Below are 19784 nucleotides of genomic sequence, written 5' to 3' on the forward strand. Positions count from 1 at the left end.
CGCAGCAAAGCAGGATATAGCTGCCCATGCCTAAGTGTCTTTCTAGTTCTCTCCTATCGATGCTGGCGAGTTCCGATGCCTTGCTTCCGGCCCTGTTTCTCTGGATGGGCCAATTTGCCTGGCGGACACCTGCCGCGGCCTCAGTGCTGACCTAGGAAGCGTTGTGTTAAGGACAAATGCCGCTTCTAGGCGACGATGGGGGATAGGCGTCCGGGTGCGTAGGCGCCTGAGGCCCGTTCTTAGAGGGCCTATCAAGCGATGGCGCGGTTTACCCAGGCTCCAGCCGTCTTTGATGCGAGGGCCGTCTCTCCGCCCCTCGCTTTGGCTCTGCGCTGGTGCCGCTGCGCCGTCTCCTAGCTGGAGTTCACCGGAGCAATCATCCATAGAGGGTCGTGAGCATCCACAATGACTGGGGTATGTTTAGAAGTGTTTAGCCAAATTTAGATTGAAAAAATACTGTAATATCAATGGCGTGGGGTGTCTTTTTTTTTTTTAGTTCGGATTAGCACCGTCAACCAACTGTATTGGCCCCCGCAAAGCGGCGGCGCGGTCGTTGGTCGAGCATTGCTCCCTGCTCCGTCTTCTTCCTTCTTCCCTTGCTGTTCTTCCATTCGGCACGTGACGCGTCGCTGAGCATTCTCGCGAGCGCGTTCCTAATGGTTGAAGGGGTGTAGTCAGTAGGCTACAGTCCTCCATGAAGATCCAGCGTACCCGTCAGTTCGCGACATGGATTGACGCTCTCAAGGACGTAACCGGGCGCGCTCGCATCCTGGCCCGTATCGGTCGGCTCAGCGAAGGCCATCTGGGCGATCACCGCTATCTGGCCGATGGCGTTTCCGAACTGCGCATCGATGTGGGACCGGGTTACCGCGTGTACTACACCCAGCGCGGCAGACAGTGGGTGATTCTGCTGGCTGGCGGCGACAAGGGTTCACGGCAACGCGATATCGAGAAGGCCAGGGAGATTGCGCGTGCCTTGTAGGCGTCGAACGGGCTGTAGGTGAAACGACTCACTACCGAAGTACTGGAGCTGTCCGATCATGGCCATCAAGAAGAAAGTCGAACTCAAAGCATTTGACGTGGCCGAGCACCTTCGTACACCGGAGGAGATGGCGGCCTATCTCGATGCTTGCATCGCAGAAAGCGATGGCGATTCTGCGTTCATTGCCAAGGCGCTCGGCGACATCGCACGCGCTCAGGGGATGAGCAAGGTCGCGCGTGCGGCAGGCCTGTCGCGTGAGAGCCTGTATCGCGCACTGTCGGGCGAGCGCAGCCCCGATTTCGCGACCATCCTCAAAGTGACCCGCGCCCTGGGTGTGCGCCTGCATGCCAGCGCAGCATAGGCACACGCGCCGATCTTGATGCGTCGGCGCGCCGCCGGTCGCAAAGGCGGTGGAACGAACATGAAAAAACCGCCTTTCGGCGGTTTCTTCGTCCCAAGCCGGTGAGTCAGCTCAATGCATGACGTGGGCAGATCCTTCGATCAACGCCGCTGACACTGCCAACGCAGCCTCAGCTACGTACCTGCAACGCCACATACTCCGCCAACCCCCGGCAGGCCAGCATCAGCCCCTCGCGCGTGCCATCGCCGATATCGTCTTTCTCTTCCCCATCCACGCGAACGCGCTCGGCGGCGTGGTACAGCTCCAGCACCGACACCAGACCGGCGGCGGCGCGATCCCTGCGCGCGGCGGCCACCGCTTGGCCGGGCGTGCTTGACGGCCCCTGCCACGGCTGTCCGTCGGCGGCATCGCCGGCCTGGATCTGCCGCAGGCAGACGGGGAGATTGATAGGCGTGGGCGCATCGTTCGCAGCGGCGAAGGCGGCTTCCAGGGGCTGCGCCAGCTCGAGCGGCAGATGCAGGGCGGCGTCGCCCAGCGTGGCGGTCAGGTACGGATAGAGGGTCTTGGACATGCGGGCATCCTCGGCGGGAACAGAGGTGCCACCCGAAAAGGGTGGCAGGCGATGCGTGGCTTCCAAGACCGGTAATCGATGAGCCGGTGGGCACGGGGCCCCCACGCACCGCCCGCCGTCGATCGGCTAACGGATTGCCAGCCGACGCCGCTCTTGGGAGGACGGCGCCGGCTGGCAAGCGTATACAGCTTCGATTAAACGGGCTTGGAAGTCCCGGCCACCTTTACAGGGGGCGATATCATCATGCACACGGCAAATCACCGCCTACCAGTCGTTTGTTCCGATGGCATCGGGTGATATGAAAGGAAAAATGAATTATCGCGATTGGCTTGTTTCAGCCGCTGCAATGCCGAAAACGACATATCGCGCAGCGCAGTCATTCGCTGGAGTTTGATCGGAATCAGCACTGTTTCGAGGCCCTGAAACGCCCGCGAAGTAAAGCTGGCTTAACAGCCCGGGCAAGGCGCCATAACCACCATACCAAATGCGAACGCCAAAACCCGCCGCGCGGCGCATCATTCTCCTCACGCCCCGCGCCGGGCACCCGCCCGCATACTGCGGGCACGCATCCTTTGGGAACTGCATATGCGCCGCCACGCTCTGCCGCTCACCGCCGCACTGTTGTCCACCGCCTTCGCAGCCCCGGCCATGGCCGCCGTGCCGTTCTTCAACGCCAGTTGCCCGGGCGGCATCGATGTGCACGCCGATGAGGGCGGGCCGGTCTAGGTGCAGGGCCGCGAGACGGCGTTGAAGCGCTTCAACGACCGCTATTTCGAAGCCCGCGACGCCAACAGCGGCATCACCCTGTCAATCAGCAGCAACGATGACGGCACGCCGCAGGTCAGCTACACCGGCCGAGGCGGTGCCAATGGCATCTGCCAGGTCAGCAGCACAGGCACGCCCGCGTCCGCCGCAGACAGCGCAGGCCCTCGCGACGCTGCCGCCGGGGATGCCGCGCTGCCGCGCGAGGTCACCTGCGAATCCACCGGCCAGCAACAGGTGTCATGCGACTTGAACACCCGCGGCAACGTGGAAATCGTGCGTCAGCTCAGCCGCACCCGCTGCGAGGAAGGCAAGAATTGGGGCCTGGCGCGGCATTCGGTGTGGGTCAATGGTGGGTGCCGCGCGGTGTTCCGCAATGTGTCCTCGGTGACTACCCCCGCGCCTGCAGGCGATACCGCGCTGGGCGCCTGCAATGCACGCAAGGGCGCGCAGGGGGCGCTGGTGACCCAGATGCCGGTAGGCAGTGACTACCAGGAACTGATCATCGATTACCCCGATGGCCGCTTCCTGTGCATGATGCGCAACAACGGCCAGGTGCAGAGCGTGACGCCGGTTCGCCGACGCGGCAGTTGAATCCGCGGGTTCGGGGCCACGCTGTCAGCCGCCGCTCTTCCGCAGCAGCACCCACGCCAGCATCAGGGCGAACATGCCGACGACGGTCAGGCCGAACCACAGCGCGGCCACCTTCACGTTGCCGATCAACGCCGCCAGCATGCGGTGCAGTTCGCTTTTCAGGATCGGGTATTCAGCGTGCGCCTTGCGCAGGCGCTGCCAACCCAACCCGAGGAACAGCAGAAACGAGAAGGGCGTCAGAAGGAGCGTCGCCTGCATCAGCCAGCCGTTCGGCGATGCATCGATGGAGTTGCTCAACAGAACCGCAAAAATGGCGATGGGCAGCGCCACCATGAAAAAGCGGGGCCAGGCAGTGTTGGTGAAGGGCGACATCGCAATCTTCCATGAAGCGGGGGCGGGTCCGCGCGCCATCATGCCATGCCAATTCACTGCTGCACCGCCGCGAGTGGTGTCACACAGCTCTGGCTAGACTGTGCTTCTTTTTCCCCCGCAGGAGGCACCCATGGCCCATCCCATCTCCGTATCCCTGATTGGCGTTCCCACTGATGTGGGTGCGGGCCATCGCGGTGCCCGGCTGGGGCCGGAAGCGCTGCGCGTGGCGGGCCTGCCGGAGGCGCTGGAGGCGCGCGGCGTGGACGTGCGCGACCTGGGCAACCTGGACGGCCCGCGCAACCCGTGGACCGCGCCGGTGGAAGGCTACCGCCACCTGGATGAGGTGGTGGCGTGGAACCACGCCTTGATGGAAGCCAGCTATGCCGAACTGCAGGCCGGCCGCATGCCGATCATGCTCGGCGGCGACCATTGCCTGGGCATCGGTTCAATTACCGCCGTGGCGCGCTGGTGCCGCGAGCAGGGCAAGACCCTGCGCGTGCTGTGGCTGGATGCGCATTCGGACTTCAACACCAGCGATGTGACCCCGTCGGGCAACATCCACGGCATGCCGGTGGCCTGCCTGTGCGGCCTTGGCCCGGATGCGCTGACCCGGCTGGGCGGCACGTCCCCCGCGATCACCCCGGCGCAGATGCACCAGATCGGCATCCGCTCGGTGGACCCGGAAGAAAAGCGCCTGATCAAGACCCACAAGGTCGATGTCTATGACATGCGCTACATCGACGAGAACGGCATGAAGCGTGCGGTGGAAGCGGCGCTGGCCGGCATCGACGAGAACACCCACCTGCATGTCAGCTTCGATGTGGACTTCCTCGACCCCAGCATCGCGCCGGGCGTGGGCACCACCGTGCCGGGCGGGGTGAACTATCGCGAGGCGCAGTTGGTGATGGAGATGATCGCCGACACCGGGCGCATGGGCTCGCTGGACATCGTCGAGCTTAACCCGTTGTTGGACAAGCAGAATGCCACCGCCGAACTGGCCGTGGACCTGGTCGAAAGCCTGTTCGGCAAGTCCACCCTGATGCGCGATTGAGCCTTTGGCCTGAACGGATCTTTGATCCGTTCACACGCGCTCCACGCGTCTGCCGCCAGATTGCACTTCACGCGGCGGCAGTGGGCATTGGCCTTCTTCCGCCGAGCGAAAGAATCCCATCCGCGAATTGAGCGGTGTAGCGGCAAACCCAAGGAGAAGCCCATGAAGCGCGTAGTTGCCCTGATGCTGTTGTCGATGTTCTCGGTGGCCCTGCTGGCCGGTTGCAACACCATTGCCGGTGCCGGCAAGGACGTGCAGAAGGCGGGCGAGAAGGTCGAGGACACCGCGAAGGGCCGTTGAGCCCTGCGCGGAACGGAAAGAGAGAAAAGGCCGGGGTTTTCCCGGCCTTTTTTTGTGCGTGCTTTCTGCTGCACGGCTGTGCAAGCGGAGTGAACCATTCAAGCAGGTGAGCATGTATTTCATTGCGGGTTGACCGGCATTCAACAGCCACTGCGCGAAGCTGGAGCCACGGTAAGAACGCCGTTGCAACCAAGGACTCCCAGCAATGAACAAAGACATCATTTCCGGCAAGTGGTCGCAGCTGAAGGGCAAGGCCCAGGCCAAGTGGGGCGATCTGACCAACGACGATTTCGATGTGGCCGAAGGCAATGCCGAATACCTGGCGGGCCGCCTGCAGGAACGTTATGGCTGGGCCAAGGACCGCGCTGAGAAGGAAGTCCGTGAGTTCCAGGATGCGGTGAGCAAGGACTATCCGGACTACAAGTAAGCACCACCGTTTCCCCCACACGTTTCCCCCACAACACGACGCCCGCACCGTGAGGTTGCGGGCGTTGTGTTGTCTGCAGGCGGCGATCAGCGTGCCGGCGGGTCCGGCACGTAGCGGTTGGGGAAGGCCTGCGGTTCGCGCGGCAGGCGCGAGGGCGAATCCACCAGGATGCCGCGTGCACGCAGGTTGCGCGCGCTGTCGTAGCGCAGCTGCAGCACCTGGGCCGGGCTGCGGCTGGCGCGTTCGAAGTCGGTGTCGCGCACCGACGACTGTTCGCGTGCGCCGTGGCCGGTGCCCAGTGCCGGCGCCTGCGACTTGCTGGCATAACCCTCGATGCGGCTGGCGCTGGCATCGGCGGCGGCTTCGGCCGCCGGGGCCGGTGCGGGCAGGCTGCGGCGCAGGATCGGCTCGGGGCGCCAGCGACGTGCTTCCTCGAACACGGCCACGCCGACCACGCCGATGTTGTCCGGGCGGCCGGTGCGGCTGGCATAGCTGCCGCTGGGGCTGCTGAACACGAACTGCGCCACTTCATCCTGGCTCTTGCGCCAGCCGGTGATGTCGGCGCGTTGGCCGGGGTTGAGCACGTAGCCGGTCTGCGAGGGATCGGCATCTTCGCCGGAAATGGCGTTGATGCCGTCCACCGACAGCACCACCAGCACCCGGCGCGGACTGTCGTTGTACAGGCGCACGGCGTAGCGATGGCCACGCTCGCCGGCCACCCAGCGCTGGCCTTCGGCGGGGTAGCTGCGCAGTTCGGTGCCGCGGTCGCGGTCAACCAGGGCCATGCGCACCGGGCCGCCCTGATAGACCGGCGGCGGGGGCGGGGCCGGGCGGAAACCGGCCAGGGGCAGGATCAGCAGCAGGGGCAGCAGGCGTTTCATCGGGCGTCTCCAGCGGGGTTGCGTGAATGAACGCGCCGCGGGCCCTGACGGGGTTGGTGGCGTGCAAGGTAAACTGGCCCCGTTCATCGAAGGTTACCCCACGCAGTCATGACGACCCGAGTCCTTACCGGCATCACCCCCTCCGGCACGCCCCACCTGGGCAACTACGTTGGCGCCATCCGTCCGGCAATCGCCGCCAGCCGCGCCCCGGGGATCGAGAGCTTCTTCTTCCTGGCCGACCTGCACAGCCTGATCAAGTCGCAGGACCCGCAGCGCACCCAGCGCGCGACCCTGGAGATCGCGGCCAGCTGGCTGGCCTGCGGCCTGGACCCGGAACACGTGTGGTTCTACCGCCAGAGCGACATCCGCGAGACCACCGAGCTGATGTGGTTCCTGACTGCCATCGCCAGCAAGGGCATCCTCAACCGCGCGCACGCCTACAAGGCGGCGGTGGACAAGAACCGCGAGGAAGGCGTGGACGAGGACGCGGGCGTCAGCGCCGGCCTGTTCATGTACCCGGTGCTGATGGCCGCCGACATCCTGATCTTCAAGGCCAACCAGGTGCCGGTGGGGCGCGACCAGATCCAGCACATCGAGATGGCGCGCGACTTCGCCCAGCGCTTCAACCACGTGTACGGCAAGGAGTACTTCCCGCTGCCGGACGTGGTGATCGACGAGCAGGTGGCGACGCTGGCCGGCCTCGACGGCCGCAAGATGAGCAAGAGCTACCACAACACCATTCCGCTGTTCGTGCCGCGCGAGGAGCTGAAGAAGCTGGTGTTCTCGATCCTGACCGACTCGCGCGCACCGGGCGAGCCGAAGGACACCGAGGGCTCGGCGCTGTTCCAGATGTACCAGGCGTTCGCCACCCCCGAACAGACCGCCGAATTCGCCAAGGCGTTCGCCGCCGGCATCAGCTGGGGCGATGCCAAGCAGCAGCTGTTCGAGCGCATCGACAGCGAACTTTCGCCGCTGCGCGAGCGCTACAACGCGCTGATGGCCGAGCCGGAAAAGATTGAAGCGCTGCTCAAGCGCCGTGGCCAGCAGCTGCGCGAGCAGCTGGCAGCCCCGCTGCTGGACGAGCTGCGCCATGCGGTGGGCCTGCGCGATCTGTCCAGCGCAGGCGACATCGCCAGCGAAGACGCCGGCGTGGCCCGCGCGGCGCCGCCGCTGTTCAAGCAGTACCGCGAGAAGGATGGCCGTTTCTACTTCAAGCTGACGGCCGGCGACGGCACGCTGCTGATCCAGAGCGAAGGCTTCGATTCGCCGCGCGATGCGGGCCAGCTGATTGCGGTGATCAAGCAGGCCGAGCAGGGCGACCAGCTGCAGAGTGAGCTGTTCAAGCTGGAAGCCGAGGTGGATGCGGTGCTGGCTGCCCTGGCGGCGCTGCGCGAAGAATAAGGGTAGTGCCGGCCGCTGGCCGGCAACTGCATGGGACACGCCGGCCAGCGGCCGGCGCGACCATGGCACAGCGCCCATGGCATGATGTCCGCGCGCCTCCGGCGCGATGACATGGAGTCTGCAATGGCCTGGTTGTCGCTGCTGCTGTTCCTGCCCTGGTTCCTGCTGCTGGGCAGCCTGTACTGGCTGTTCCCGCGCCAGCCGCGCACCCCGCGGCGGCGCCTGTTCGATGGCATCACCCTGCTGCTGGCCTTCGCCCTGAGCATCCTGTCGATGCTGTGGGGCTATCGCATTGGCATGGCACAGCCCGGCGCCGGCCCGATCTGGCCGCAGGTGCTGGCGGTGCTGTACGCCTACGGCGCGTTCCTGGCGGTGCTGGTAATGGCGTTGCTGCTGCGGCCGCGCTGGCTGGTCCGATAACCCCGCCTTTGTAGAGTCGAGCCATGCTCGACTGCTTTCCCCCCAGTCGAGCATGGCTCGACTCTACAAACGTGCGCCTCCGACCAAAGCCGCATCGAACCCGGGCCGCGTGAGCGCCTACCATGGGATTCTGTTCCCGTTCCTGCCAGGTGCGTGCCGATGACCGCCGACCCCAGCATCCACACCATCGATACCGGCTTCCAGCGTCCGGATTTCGACGCGGCCTATCTGATCGTTGAAAACGGCCGCGCCGCGTTCGTTGACTGCGGCACCGGCCTGTCGGTGCCGGCGATGCTGCAGGCGCTGGCGGACGCCGGCCTGGGCGTGGAAGCGGTGGACTGGCTGCTGCTCACCCACGTGCATCTTGACCACGCCGGGGGCGCCGGCCTGCTGATGCAGCAGCTGCCGAACGCCAGGGCGGTACTGCACCCGCGCGGTGCGCCGCACATGATCGACCCGACCCGGCTGATTGCCGGCGCCACGGCGGTGTACGGCGCCGAGGAAATCGCGCGCAGCTACGGCCGCATCGAGGCGATTCCGGAGACGCGCGTTGTGGTGGCCGAAGACGGGCACCGCATCGATCTGGCCGGCCGCGAGCTGCTGCTGTTGCACACGCCGGGCCATGCGCTGCACCACTACTGCGTGTGGGACGCGCGCAGCCGCAGCTGGTTCACCGGCGATACGTTCGGCATCTCCTACCGCGAGCTGGACAGCGCGCAGGGCGCTTTCATCTTCCCCACCTCGTCGCCGGTGCAGTTCGACCCGGAGGCGATGAAGGCCTCGATCCGGCGCATGCTCGACTACGCGCCTCAGGCGATGTACCTGACCCACTATGGCCGCGTGCAGCAGGTGCAGAAGCTGGCCGACGATCTGTTCGAACAGATCGATGCGATGGCCACCATCGGCCGCCAGTGCGATGGCCGGCCCGATCGCCATCGCTGCCTGCTGGCCGCGTTGCAGGCGCTGTACCTGGAGCGCGCGCAGCAGCATGGCTGTGCTCTGGACCAGGCCGCGGTGACGGCCGTGCTGGCGATGGACATCGAGCTCAACGCACAGGGCCTGGCCTGCTGGCTGGACCGCGTCCGCAGGTAGATCCACGCCACGCGTGGATGAGGCGAGCCGACGCTGCACCGCGACGTCATGACCACGTTACACTCTGGTGACTTCCAAGCCTGCCGTGGTATTGCCGTGAATCCGATGCGCGTGTTGCTGCTGTCGTCCTGCCTGTTCGTGGGTGGCCTGGCCCAGGCGGCCAATGACCTGCCCGGCGGCGGCATCGATCCGCAGGCACTGTCGCGCCACGTGCGGGTGCTGGCATCGGATGAATTCGAGGGCCGCGCGCCGGCCACCGAAGGCGAAGAGCGCACGGTGCAGTACCTGATCGAGCAGTTCCGCAGCTACGGCCTGCAGCCGGGCGGCGTGGACGGCAGCTGGGTGCAGCCGGTGCCGCTGGTGCGTGCGCAGCTGGACGGTGCTGCCAAGGCCAGCCTGTCGCTGAAGGGTGGCACGCGTGCACTGGTGAACGGCGAGGACGTGACCCTGCAGAGCCTGCAGCCGCGCAAGCGCGTGCAGATCAAGGATGCGCCGCTGGTGTTCGTCGGCTATGGCATCGACGCGCCGGAACGCCACTGGAACGACTACAAGGACGTGGACCTGCACGGCAAGATCGCCGTGGTGCTGATCAACGATGCCGATTTCGAGGCCGATGCGCCGGGCGCGTTCGATGGCAAGGCGGTGACCTACTACGGCCGCTGGACCTACAAGTTCGAGGAAGCCGCACGCCGTGGCGCCGAAGGCGTGCTGATCGTGCACGAGACCGCGCCGGCCGCCTACGGCTGGGCCACGGTGAAGAGCTCGGGCACCTCGCCGCTGTTCGACATCGAGCGCGGCCAGGCCGAGGCGATGGCCCAGCACACGCCGCTGCGTGGCTGGATGCAGCGCGGGCTGGCCGAGGCGATCTTCGCCGACGCCGGTCTCGACTTCGATGCCGAGAAGCGCAAGGCGATGCGCGCCGACTTCCGCCCGGTGACGCTGGACAACGCAACGCTGAGCGTGGATTTCGCGCTGAAGCGTGAGCAGGTGGTGACCCGCAACGTGGTGGCCAAGCTGCCCGGCGGCGAGCACGGCGACGAGGCGGTGATCTTCTCGGCGCACTGGGATGCCTTCGGCATCGGCCAGCCCGATGCCAAGGGCGACCGCATCCGCCGCGGTGCGATCGACAACGCCACGGGTGTGGCCACGGTACTGGAACTGGGCCGCGTGTTTGCCGCAGGCCCGCAGCCGCAGCGCACGCTGTACTTCGTGGCGCTGACCGCCGAAGAGAAGGGCCTGCTGGGTGCCAGCTACTACGCCGCGCATCCGCTGGCGCCGCTGGACAAGACCGCCGCAGTGCTGAACATCGAGATGTTCAGCCCGGACGGCCCGACCCGCGACATCGCCTCGTGGGGCAAGGGCCGGGTGTCGCTGGAAGGCGACCTGGAGCGCGTGGCCAAGGCCCGCGGCCGCAGTTACAGCCCGGACCCGAACCTGGAGGCGGGCTTCTTCTACCGCGCCGACCACTTCGCCTTCGCCCGCCTGGGCGTGCCGGCGATCACCATCGGCCCGGGCCTGGACAAGCTGGACGGTGGCGTGGAAGCCGGCCGCGCGCTGCGCGAGAAGTACTTCGCCGACTGCTACCACCAGGCCTGCGATGCCTGGACCCCGAGCTGGGACCCGAGCGGCCACGCCGCCGATACCCTGCTGGTCTACGACCTGGGCGCGGAGCTGGCCAACAGCCGCCGTTGGCCGACCTGGGAAAAGGAATCGGAGTTCCGCGGCGCGCGCGACAAGAGCGAAGCCGCCCGCCGCTGAGGTAGTGCCGGCCGCTGGCCGGCAACCTCATGAACCTTCGGAAAGACGGCGTGGTTGCCGGCCAGCGGCCGGCACTACCGTCGCTGGCGCAGCAGCTTCCATGCGCCCCAGCCACTGACGGCGAGCGCGGCCAGATAACACGCCACCATCGTGCGCAGGCCAACCTGCGACCCGGCGTTGATGCCGCGATGCAGGCGCAGCTGCAGCGAGCTGTGGCCGCTGCCCAGGTCCACCGCCAGCTGCAGCGCCAGCGCGGCACAGAACACCAGCAGGGCGATCCCGAAGCCGATACGCGGCCACGATGCCTGCGCGCCGGGCCGGCGCAGCAGCCAGGCCAGTGCCGTGGCTGCCGCCAGCGCCGCCGCGATCCACATCAGTGGCGAGGCGGCAGACGCAGCGGCCACCGGCATTGCACCGGTGGCCGCGATCACTACAGCACCCTTACTTGCGGGTGCCGTCGAGCCAGTTCGGGCCCTTGTTGGTGAGGAAGAACACATAGACCACCAACGATACCGCGATCGTCGCGGTGACATAGATGGCGAACCAGTCGACGTGGCCGGTCTTCAGCGCACCCTGGTACAGCAGCGGGGCGGTGCCGCCGAACAGCGAGTTGGCCAGTGCATAGCCCAGGCCCACGCCCAGTGCACGCACGTGGGTGGGGAACAGTTCGGCCTTCACCACCGCGTTGATCGAGGTGTAGCCGGTGAGGATGACGAAGGCCATGGCCAGGGTCAGGAAGGCCAGGGTGGCGTCATGCTGGTGCGGCAGCTGGGTGATCAGGTACCAGCTGTACAGCACGCCGCCCACGCCGAAGAACACCAGCAGGGTCTTGCGGCCGATGATGTCCGACAGCCAGCCACCGACCGGCTGCAGCACCATCAGGAACGTCAGCACGCCCAGGTTGATCAGGGTGCCGGTCATCGGATCGTTGCCGGCGAAGGCGCTCTGGATCATCTTCGGGCCGTTCACCGAGTAGGTGTAGAAGGCCACGGTGCCACCGGCGGTGATCAGGAAGCACAGCAGCAGCGGCCGCCACTGGTGCACGAACAGTTCGTACATCGAGCCGGACTTCTGTGCCTTGCCTTCGCGCGCGGCCTCGATGGACGACTCCGACAGCGACTCGTCCATGCCCCGGCGCAGCCAGAACACCACCACCGCGGCGATACCGCCGATGCCGAAGGCGATGCGCCAGCCCCACTCGGAGATTTCCGGCTTGCCCCAGAAGGTCAGCATCAGCAGCAGGGTCAGCTGGGCCAGCACATGGCCGCCGACCAGGGTGACGTAGTGGAACGAGGACAGGAAACCGCGACGGCCGGGAATGGCGGCCTCGGACATGTAGGTGGCACTGGCACCGTACTCACCGCCGGTAGCGAAGCCCTGCAGCAGGCGCGCGAACAGCAGGATGACCGCCGCCCAGATGCCGATGCTGGCCGCGGTGGGCGTGATGGCGATGAGGAAGGAACAGACGGCCATCAGGGTGACCGACACGGTCAACGCCAGGCGGCGCCCGTGGCGGTCGGCGAAGCGGCCGAAGAACCAGGCGCCGATCGGGCGCATCAGGAACGTGGCGGCGAAGATCGCCCAGACGTACATGGTGGAGTTCTTGTCGTCCGGCGAGAAGAACTGCGATTCGAAGTACACGGCGAACACCGAGTACACGTAGACGTCGTACCACTCCACCAGGTTGCCGGCAGAGCCTTTGAGGGTGTTGGAGATCGACCGCCGCAGGGCGGCGCGGTCGTTCGCGGGAACAGCAGGTTGGGACGTGGTGCTCATCTGGGTGGGAATCCTCGATGCGGCGCGTCCGTGCGCAGGGAAAACGGCGCCCGGCCTTGGGGCGGCGCGGCCGGGCAGCCCTCTTGGTACTGCATCGACCGTCAACACGGGGTAGCAGACCAGAGCAGGGTGCATGGATGGATGACAGCGTGCCACCGTCCGGGGTCCCGGACCATACTCAAAACGTCCTAGAATCCGCCTTCCCCCGGCTCCTTGGTGCGTCATGTCGGCTCCCCCCTCTCCGTCTGCGGCTGCCCCCCGGGGTGGCCTTGTCGCGCTGGCACTGCTGCTGGTCTATGTGGTCTGGGGCTCGACCTACCTGGGCATCGCCAAGGCCCTGCACGGCGGCGCGCTGCCGCTGACGATGGTCTCCGGCAGCCGCTTCATCATTGCCGGCGGGGTGATGTACCTGGCGCTGCGCCTGTTCTGGAAGCTGCCCAACCCGACCCTGCGGCAGTGGCGCAATCTGGTCATCATGGGCGTGACCATGCTGGTGCTGGGCAATGGCATGGTGGTGCTGGCCGAGCGCGAGGTGTCCTCGGGCCTGGCCGCCACGGCGGTGGCCTCGGTGCCGCTGTGGATGGCGCTGTTCTCGGCGCTGCGCGGCCAGCACGCCAGCCGCGGCGAGTGGCTGGGTATCGCCATCGGCTTCCTGGGCGTGGTCTGGCTCAATGCCGGCAGCAGCCTGACCGCATCGCCAACCGGGCTGGTACTGCTGCTGATCGCACCGGTCGGCTGGGCATTCGGTTCGGTGTGGGCGCGCGGCCTGGACCTGCCGGGCCCGTTCATGACCGCGGCCGGGCAGATGATCTGCGGCGGCGTTCTGCTGGTGCTGATCGGCCTGGCGGTGGGCGAGCGCCCGACCACCTTGCCCGACACCAGCGGCCTGCTGGCGATGGCCTACCTGTGCGTGTTCGGTTCCATCGTCGCGTTCACCGCCTACGTATGGCTGCTGCAGAACGTGCGCCCGGCGCTCGCCGGCAGCTATGCCTACGTCAATCCGGTGATCGCGGTGCTGCTGGGCGCGCTGCTCAACGGTGAACGGTTCGGCTGGCGTGACCTGCTCGCCATGGCGGTGATTCTTCTGGGTGTGGTGGTGTTGACGATGGCAAGGACGCGAAAGCAATGAGCATGGACGAGAAAGAACAACGCCGGGGCCTGCTGGTCACCGCGTCCACCTTCGTGATCTGGGGCCTGGTGCCGGTGTACTGGCACCTGCTCAACGAAGTGCCTTCGTTCCAGATCATTGCCCACCGCATCATCTGGAGCACGGTGATGGTGCTGGGCTGGCTGCTGATCAGCTCGCGCCTGGGCTGGTGGAAGAAGATTGCGGCGCAGCCGCGCGCGCTGCCGATCCTGCTGGTGTCCAGCCTGACCATTGCCTTCAACTGGGGCCTGTACATCTGGGCGGTCAATGCCGGGCATGTGATCGAGACCAGCCTGGGCTACTTCATCAATCCGCTGGTGAACGTGCTGCTGGGCGTGCTGGTGCTGAAGGAACGCCTGCGCCGCCTGCAGTGGGTGGCGGTGGCGATGGCGGCGGTGGGCGTGGCCTGGCTGACCATCGATGCCGGCACGCCGCCGTGGATCGCGCTGGGCCTGGCCTGTTCGTTCGGCCTGTACGGGCTGTTGCGCAAGCTGGTCTCGGTCGATCCGGTGGCTGGCCTGGGCGTGGAGAGCCTGTACCTGTTCCTGCCGGCGCTGGCGTTCGCGATCTGGGCCGAGAACGGCCACGGCGGTGCCTTCTTCCATGGCTGGGGCTGGCGCAACGACCTGCTGCTGATCTTCGGCGGCGCGGTCACTGCGGTACCGCTGATCGGCTTTGCCTACGGCGTGAAGCGCATCCCGCTGTCACTGGTCGGCATCCTGCAGTACATCGCGCCGAGCCTGCAGCTGCTGCTGGGCGTGTTCTTCTTCCACGAAGGATTCGATACCGGCAAGGCGATCGGTTTTGCGGCGATCTGGGCCGGCCTGGTGCTGTTTGTCGGCGACAACATCCGCACGATGCGGGCTGCGAAACGATAGAGCCTGGCCAGGCCCGGCGAACACGATGCAGGAAAAAGAACGGCGCCCCGAAGGGCGCCGTTCTGCTTCCATCCACCGCCAGGAGAGAGAGATGGCGGTGGCGGGAACGCGGTTGCAGGCTTAGAAGCGCTGCTGGTACTTCATGTACATGAAGCGGCCGATGTCGAAGCCACCGTAGTAGGTGAAGCTGCTGTTCGGCTGGCTGTACATGGTCGGACCCTGGTGGTTGAACACGTTGTTCACGCCCAGCGACACGGTGCCATCCCACGGCAGGCTGTAACGCACCTGCAGGTCGTGGAAGGTGTTGGAGCCCACCTTGTTGGTCGGCGAGGTGCTGGTGTACGGCGAGTTGAAGTCCGGCAGGTTGCACTCGTCCATGTACGAGCACTTCTCCTTCATGCTGGAGTAGTAGCGCGCGGTCCAGCCGATGCCGAAGTCGCCGTACTGCCAATCCAGGTTGAAGGTGGAGCGCACGCGGAAGTCGCCGCCCCAACCGGTACGCTGTTCCACCGGAGTGGTGACGGCGTTGTCGTTGCGCTGCTCCAGGTAGTCGGTGTAGGTGGTGTTCCAGTTGACGGCGAACTTGCCGAACGTGGTGTCCGGCAGGCGGTAGCGCAGGTTGATGTCATAGCCGGCGGTCTCGCGGAAACCGGCGTTGACCAGCGAGCGGTCCAGGCTGTTGACCTGGCCGTTGCTGCCGCGGGTGAAGCGGCCGCAGGCAGCGTCCGAACCCTGCACGTAGCACTGTTCCAGCAGGTTGGTGGCCGACTCGCCGACGATGGCGTTGTTGATGCGGATCTTCCACCAGTCCAGGCTGACGTCCAGGCCTGGCACGAAGTCCGGGCTGTACACCAGGCCCACGGTCCAGGTCTTGGCGGTTTCCGGCTTCAGTTCCGGGTTGGAACCGGAGCTGAAATCGGTGGTGGCCTGCTGGCCGGGCTTGGTGGCCACGCTGCCATCGCTGTTGAGCTGGCGGAAGTTGGCCGGCACCTTCAGCGCCTGGCAGCGGGCGGCGACGGCGGCGCTGGTGGCGGCGGTACCGAAGGAGGTATCGCACGGATCGGTGAACGCGTCACGGCTGCTGACGGTGCCGCCATACAGGTCGTCCACGGTCGGCGCACGGAAGCCGGTGCCGTAGGTGGCGCGCACCAGCAGGCTGTCGATCGGCTTCCACTTCAGCCCGAACTTGCTGTTGGTGGTCGAACCGAAGTTGTTGTAATCCGAGTAGCGACCGGCCACGTCCAGCGACAGTTCACGCGCGAACGGCAGGTCGGCCAGCAACGGCACCTGCAGCTCCAGGTAGACCTCGTTGAGCGAGTAGTTGCCACGGGTCGGCTGGCCACTGGTACCGGCGATCTCGCCCTTCTGCACCTTCGCATCCGGGGTGTAGCTGGCTTCTTCGCTGCGGTGCTCGACGCCCAGCGCGGCCAGGATGTCGCCGGCCGGCAGGGTGAACAGCGAGCCGGAGATGTTGCCGCTGGCGACCTTGGTGGTGCTCTGCATCTTGTCGACGAAGCGGGTGAACAGGTAGTCCTGCACGTCCTGGTTGCTCAGCGAGCCCGGGCCGGTGTAGCCCATCGGCGCTGCCGGGTTCCACGGCACGCAGCCGGCGATCACCGCGCCCGGCGTACCGCAGCGGGCCACGTCGCCATCCATGAAGGACGGGCCGACGGCCAGGTTGACGTGCGGCTGGTACATGCTGCCGGTACCGATGCGCTCGCCTTCATTGCGGTTGTACATGTAGCTGACGTTCCAGTCCCAGTACCGCGAACCGGTTTCGAAGCTGCCTTCCAGGCCGATGCTGGCGCGCTTGGTTTCCAGGTTGTTCTCGGTACCGCGCGGCAGTTCCTCGGTGCGGTGCGCGAACAGAACGTCCTGGCCCCACAGGTTGAATGCGCTGTCCTTGGACAGCGCGGCGCGGCTGCCGCTGCGTGCCTGCGCGGCACTCACCGAGTACGGGTAACCGGCCAGGTGCTTGATCGACTCGCGCTTGCTGTACAGCGCGTCGGCGACGATGCGCAGGTCGTCGGTGATGGAGAAGCCACCGTTGGCGAACACCGAGGTGCGCTCCAGGCCGGTCTGCAGGCTCATGTTCGACTTGGTGTTGGCACCGTCGGCCGGGTCCGGCGCGTGGAAGTTGCCCGCCTTGCTGGGGTCGCCGCCCGGGCCCACGGTCAGGTTCTTGCCACCCACGGTGACGTAGCCCCACGGGGTGTTGCCGTTCAGGCCATCATTGGGGTGGCGCGGCCCGTTCGGGTAACGGCTGAATTCGCGATCCTTGCCCAGCACCTCGTCTTCCTTGGTGCGCTCGGCGCCGACGCTGAACCAGCCGCGGTCGAAGGTCTTGCCGAAGGTGGCGCTGTAGGAGCGCTTCTGGCCGTCGCCTTCGCCGTACTGGCCGACGTAGGCACTGGCCTGGCCGCCATCGAAGTTCCTGCGGGTGATGATGTTGACCACGCCGGCAATGGCATCGGAGCCGTACAGTGCGGAGGCACCGTCGGTCAGCACTTCCACGCGCTCGACAATCGCCGACGGGATCGAGGCCAGGTCGGAATAACCGCCGGCGCTGACGCCCATGCGGCGGCCGTCGATCAGCACCAGGCTGCGTTCCGGGCCCAGGTTGCGCAGGCTGACGTACATGCCGCCGAAGTCGCGCGAGGAGGTCAGCGACGAGGCGCGGCTCATGCTGGGCGCGCCTGCTGCAGGAATGTCCTGCAGGATGTCGGCGACGTTGACGTAGCCCTTCTTGTCGATCTCGGCGCGGCTGAGCGCGATCACCGGCTGTGCGGTTTCGACACTGGCCTGGCGGATGCGCGAGCCGGTGATTTCGATGCGGTCGAGGTTGGTGGTGGTATCGCCGGCGCTCTGCGCAAAGGCGGGGGTGGTGCAGCTGGCAGCCAGCGCGATCACGATCGCGTTGCGCAGCGGAGTGGTTTTCAGGGACATCCGTGACATCTCGTGTTTCAGGAAAAACAAGCGCCCGTTCTGTGGGCGCGTGGGGTGCTGCAAACCAACGTGGGGGGCCGGATTCTAGAGTGTTTCCATCCGTAACTGTTTGCCTCTGCGCTGCTGCATGCGTGCGAAAATGAATCGCAACCAACAATCCACAGATGCACTGTGCGCAACGTCACGTGCGCTGCGTTTGCAATGGGCAGAGGCATCGATAGCGGCACGAACCCGGCACGCTTGAGGGGTTGCGACAACACGCCGCAGCGCGCGCTTGTACGCAGGCGCGCATCCGTTGCGATGCATCTGCCTGCATGAAATGCTCTTCGCGTTGGCGTCGAAAGTGGGAGATGAAGGAATGATCCAGCTCGAAGAAGCTCGCCGTCGCGTGCAGGCTGCGCTTGCAAGAGATGATGAGCCGGTTGCCATCACGCATGAGCATGAAGTGGTCGAAGGCTGGCTGTTCTGCTTCCAGTCGCTGCGCTACCTGCAATCCGGCGAAATCTCGGATGCGTTGGCCGGCAATGGACCGATCTTCGTCGACCGGCATACGGGCGAGCAGCACGCGCTGGGCACGGCGTATCCGCCGGAGGACGCCCTTCGCCAGCATCTGGCCTCGCTCGCCCTGCCGTCTGATGCCGCAGCGGCAGATTTCTGAGTTCGGCAAACGAAAAAAGGACGGAGCCTTCGCTCCGTCCCTCTGCGCGATGCGCATTCCATCGCTGCGTGATGCTCAGGTTTCGCGCAGTGCCGTGGTGATCGGCAATCGCGCCGCACGCAGCGCCGGGAACAGGCCGCCGACCAGGCCGATGCCCAATGCCCATTTCAGGCCCGTCCACAGCAGTTCCGGCGACACATGGAACTTGAATACCACTGCGCTGAAATTGCTGCCGATGGTGGACACGCTGTAGCCGTTGAACAGCAGCCACGCCACCGCGCAACCGAGCAGCCCGCCGAGCAGGGCCAGCAGCATCGTCTCCAGCATCACCGCGGTCACCACCGGCAGGCCGCGGAAACCGATCGCGCGCATGGTGGCGATCTCGCGCGCACGCGTGGCCACGGCGGCATACATGGTGTTGAGTGCGCCGAACACCGCACCCACCGCCATGATCGTGCCGATCACCTTGCCGAGGATGTCGATCAGCTTGGTCAGACCGCCGCCCTGCTTGCTGTAGTAGACGCGGGTGGTTTCCACGTCCAGCTTCAGCCGCGGGTCGGCGGCAACGGCGGCCTTGAACTGCTCGAAGCCGGCCTTGCCATCGGTGCGCACGCTGATCGACTGCCAGGCACTGCGCTGATAGGTGGTGGCCAGCGTATCGGCATCGGTCCACAGTTCCGAATCATGCGCATCGCCGGTGGCGAACACGCCGACCACGGTCCAGGTCTGGTTGCCCAACGTCAGCGTTCTGCCGACATCCATATCGCGGAACTGGCCGCGTGCGCCCTGGCCGACCACGATCTCGCGCAGGCCGGCGGCGAACCGGCGCCCTTCGATGATCTTGACCTTGTCATGCACGGCCCACGCCTGCGGGCCGACGCCTCGGAACTGCGCGTTGACGTCGGTGCCATCGGCCTTCGACACCAGGTTGACCACCTGCGACAGCTCCGGCGACAGCATTGGCCGGCCCTGCGCATCACGGCTGATGCCGGGCAGCGTGGACAGCGTGGGTACCTGCTCGCGGGTGATCACCGAGTTGGTCTCGGCCTGCGAACCGCCGCGCAGCACGATGGCAGTGGTGTCATCGCCGGTGTTGTTGAGCGTGGCCTGGAAGCCTTCGCCCATCGCCAGCATCGCCACCAGCACGCCGACCACGCCGGCGATGCCGACCACGATCACCGAGGAGGCGCCCCAGCGCTGCGGCAGGCTGGCCACACCGATGCGGGTGGCGGCCAGCGCCAGCCGTCCGCCGCGGGTCAGCAGCAGCCACAGCGCCACCAGTACCGCCACGGCCAGTACGCCGATCCACGGCAGGCTGATCCACAGCACCAGGCCGATCACCAGCAGCAGCACGGTCAGCGCGTTGCCCAGCCACTTCTTGAGTTTGCTCTTGAACATGTCGGTGTC

General features: G+C 66.1%; 21 protein-coding genes. 14 read left to right on the forward strand and 7 right to left on the reverse strand.

Going from position 1 to position 19784, the window contains the following annotated elements:
* Positions 1-694: 694 nt before the first annotated feature.
* Positions 695-982: a type II toxin-antitoxin system RelE/ParE family toxin gene (locus VN11_RS01310; protein WP_053448528.1), complete on the forward strand. Its 288-nt coding sequence runs from the start codon at positions 695-697 to the stop codon at positions 980-982.
* 58 nt (positions 983-1040) lie between these two features.
* Positions 1041-1343: an addiction module antidote protein gene (locus tag VN11_RS01315; RefSeq protein WP_053448529.1), complete on the forward strand. Its 303-nt coding sequence runs from the start codon at positions 1041-1043 to the stop codon at positions 1341-1343.
* 169 nt (positions 1344-1512) lie between these two features.
* Here VN11_RS01315 and VN11_RS01320 read toward each other — a convergent pair whose 3' ends face one another.
* The gene (locus VN11_RS01320) at positions 1513-1914 is read right to left on the reverse strand and encodes a hypothetical protein (RefSeq protein ID WP_053448530.1); all 402 of its coding nucleotides are present in this window, start codon (positions 1912-1914) and stop codon (positions 1513-1515) included.
* Between the two features lie 585 nt (positions 1915-2499).
* Between VN11_RS01320 and VN11_RS22660 the strand changes: the two genes are divergently transcribed.
* Both VN11_RS22660 and VN11_RS01325 read left to right on the forward strand, forming a co-directional pair.
* A complete protein-coding gene (locus tag VN11_RS22660; protein ID WP_238581840.1) occupies positions 2500-2640 on the forward strand; it encodes a hypothetical protein in 141 nt (46 codons plus the stop codon).
* Between the two features lie 21 nt (positions 2641-2661).
* Complete coding sequence (locus VN11_RS01325) at positions 2662-3270, forward strand: DUF3011 domain-containing protein (RefSeq protein ID WP_238581841.1); 609 nt, start codon at positions 2662-2664, stop codon at positions 3268-3270.
* 24 nt (positions 3271-3294) lie between these two features.
* Here VN11_RS01325 and VN11_RS01330 read toward each other — a convergent pair whose 3' ends face one another.
* Positions 3295-3642 (reverse strand): hypothetical protein, encoded by a 348-nt coding sequence (locus VN11_RS01330; RefSeq protein WP_053448531.1) that lies wholly within the window; start codon positions 3640-3642, stop codon positions 3295-3297.
* A 130-nt stretch (positions 3643-3772) separates the two neighbouring features.
* On the opposite strand from VN11_RS01330, the gene rocF reads away from it, so the two are divergent.
* The 3 genes from rocF (at position 3773) to VN11_RS01345 (ending at position 5420) form a co-directional block, all read left to right on the forward strand.
* On the forward strand, positions 3773-4693 hold the full coding sequence (gene rocF, locus VN11_RS01335) for an arginase (protein WP_004153767.1): 921 nt from the start codon (positions 3773-3775) through the stop codon (positions 4691-4693).
* Positions 4694-4855: 162 nt separating this feature from the next.
* A complete protein-coding gene (locus VN11_RS01340; RefSeq protein WP_008266021.1) occupies positions 4856-4993 on the forward strand; it encodes an entericidin A/B family lipoprotein in 138 nt (45 codons plus the stop codon).
* 205 nt (positions 4994-5198) lie between these two features.
* Positions 5199-5420, forward strand: a complete 222-nt coding sequence (locus VN11_RS01345; RefSeq protein WP_004153772.1) for a CsbD family protein — start codon at positions 5199-5201, stop codon at positions 5418-5420.
* 86 nt (positions 5421-5506) lie between these two features.
* On the opposite strand, the gene VN11_RS01350 is transcribed toward VN11_RS01345, so the two are convergent.
* On the reverse strand, positions 5507-6301 hold the full coding sequence (locus VN11_RS01350) for a hypothetical protein (RefSeq protein ID WP_053448532.1): 795 nt from the start codon (positions 6299-6301) through the stop codon (positions 5507-5509).
* 108 nt (positions 6302-6409) lie between these two features.
* On the opposite strand from VN11_RS01350, the gene VN11_RS01355 reads away from it, so the two are divergent.
* The 4 genes from VN11_RS01355 to VN11_RS01370 all read left to right on the forward strand — a co-directional run bounded on the left by VN11_RS01355 (position 6410) and on the right by VN11_RS01370 (position 10972).
* On the forward strand, positions 6410-7702 hold the full coding sequence (locus VN11_RS01355; RefSeq protein ID WP_053448533.1) for a tryptophan--tRNA ligase: 1293 nt from the start codon (positions 6410-6412) through the stop codon (positions 7700-7702).
* Positions 7703-7825: 123 nt separating this feature from the next.
* Positions 7826-8122 (forward strand): hypothetical protein, encoded by a 297-nt coding sequence (locus VN11_RS01360; protein WP_053448534.1) that lies wholly within the window; start codon positions 7826-7828, stop codon positions 8120-8122.
* 159 nt (positions 8123-8281) lie between these two features.
* Positions 8282-9214, forward strand: a complete 933-nt coding sequence (locus VN11_RS01365) for an MBL fold metallo-hydrolase (protein WP_053448535.1) — start codon at positions 8282-8284, stop codon at positions 9212-9214.
* A 105-nt stretch (positions 9215-9319) separates the two neighbouring features.
* Positions 9320-10972, forward strand: coding sequence for a M28 family metallopeptidase (locus VN11_RS01370; protein WP_053448536.1), 1653 nt, complete (start codon positions 9320-9322; stop codon positions 10970-10972).
* A gap of 74 nt (positions 10973-11046) precedes the next feature.
* Here the strand turns inward: VN11_RS01370 and VN11_RS01375 are convergent, their stop codons facing one another.
* Together VN11_RS01375 and VN11_RS01380 are read right to left on the reverse strand one after the other, a co-directional pair.
* Entirely contained in the window at positions 11047-11346 is a 300-nt protein-coding gene (locus tag VN11_RS01375) for a hypothetical protein (RefSeq protein WP_053451226.1), read from the reverse strand.
* A 67-nt stretch (positions 11347-11413) separates the two neighbouring features.
* A complete protein-coding gene (locus VN11_RS01380) occupies positions 11414-12748 on the reverse strand; it encodes an MFS transporter (RefSeq protein WP_008265793.1) in 1335 nt (444 codons plus the stop codon).
* Between the two features lie 223 nt (positions 12749-12971).
* Between VN11_RS01380 and yedA the strand changes: the two genes are divergently transcribed.
* Together yedA and rarD are read left to right on the forward strand one after the other, a co-directional pair.
* Positions 12972-13877, forward strand: coding sequence for a drug/metabolite exporter YedA (gene yedA / locus VN11_RS01385; RefSeq protein ID WP_040006616.1), 906 nt, complete (start codon positions 12972-12974; stop codon positions 13875-13877).
* On the forward strand, positions 13874-14773 hold the full coding sequence (gene rarD / locus VN11_RS01390) for an EamA family transporter RarD (RefSeq protein ID WP_004153791.1): 900 nt from the start codon (positions 13874-13876) through the stop codon (positions 14771-14773). Before yedA ends, rarD begins: the two co-directional genes overlap by 4 nt.
* A gap of 120 nt (positions 14774-14893) precedes the next feature.
* Here rarD and VN11_RS01395 read toward each other — a convergent pair whose 3' ends face one another.
* Positions 14894-17719: a TonB-dependent receptor gene (locus VN11_RS01395; protein WP_040006614.1), complete on the reverse strand. Its 2826-nt coding sequence runs from the start codon at positions 17717-17719 to the stop codon at positions 14894-14896.
* Between the two features lie 358 nt (positions 17720-18077).
* On the opposite strand from VN11_RS01395, the gene VN11_RS01400 reads away from it, so the two are divergent.
* A complete protein-coding gene (locus VN11_RS01400) occupies positions 18078-18377 on the forward strand; it encodes a YrhB domain-containing protein (RefSeq protein WP_053448537.1) in 300 nt (99 codons plus the stop codon).
* A 75-nt stretch (positions 18378-18452) separates the two neighbouring features.
* On the opposite strand, the gene VN11_RS01405 is transcribed toward VN11_RS01400, so the two are convergent.
* The gene (locus tag VN11_RS01405; RefSeq protein ID WP_053448538.1) at positions 18453-19775 is read right to left on the reverse strand and encodes an ABC transporter permease; all 1323 of its coding nucleotides are present in this window, start codon (positions 19773-19775) and stop codon (positions 18453-18455) included.
* Positions 19776-19784: the final 9 nt, after the last annotated feature.

Origin of the sequence: Stenotrophomonas maltophilia (assembly GCF_001274595.1) — a bacterium.
Classification (GTDB): domain Bacteria; phylum Pseudomonadota; class Gammaproteobacteria; order Xanthomonadales; family Xanthomonadaceae; genus Stenotrophomonas; species Stenotrophomonas forensis.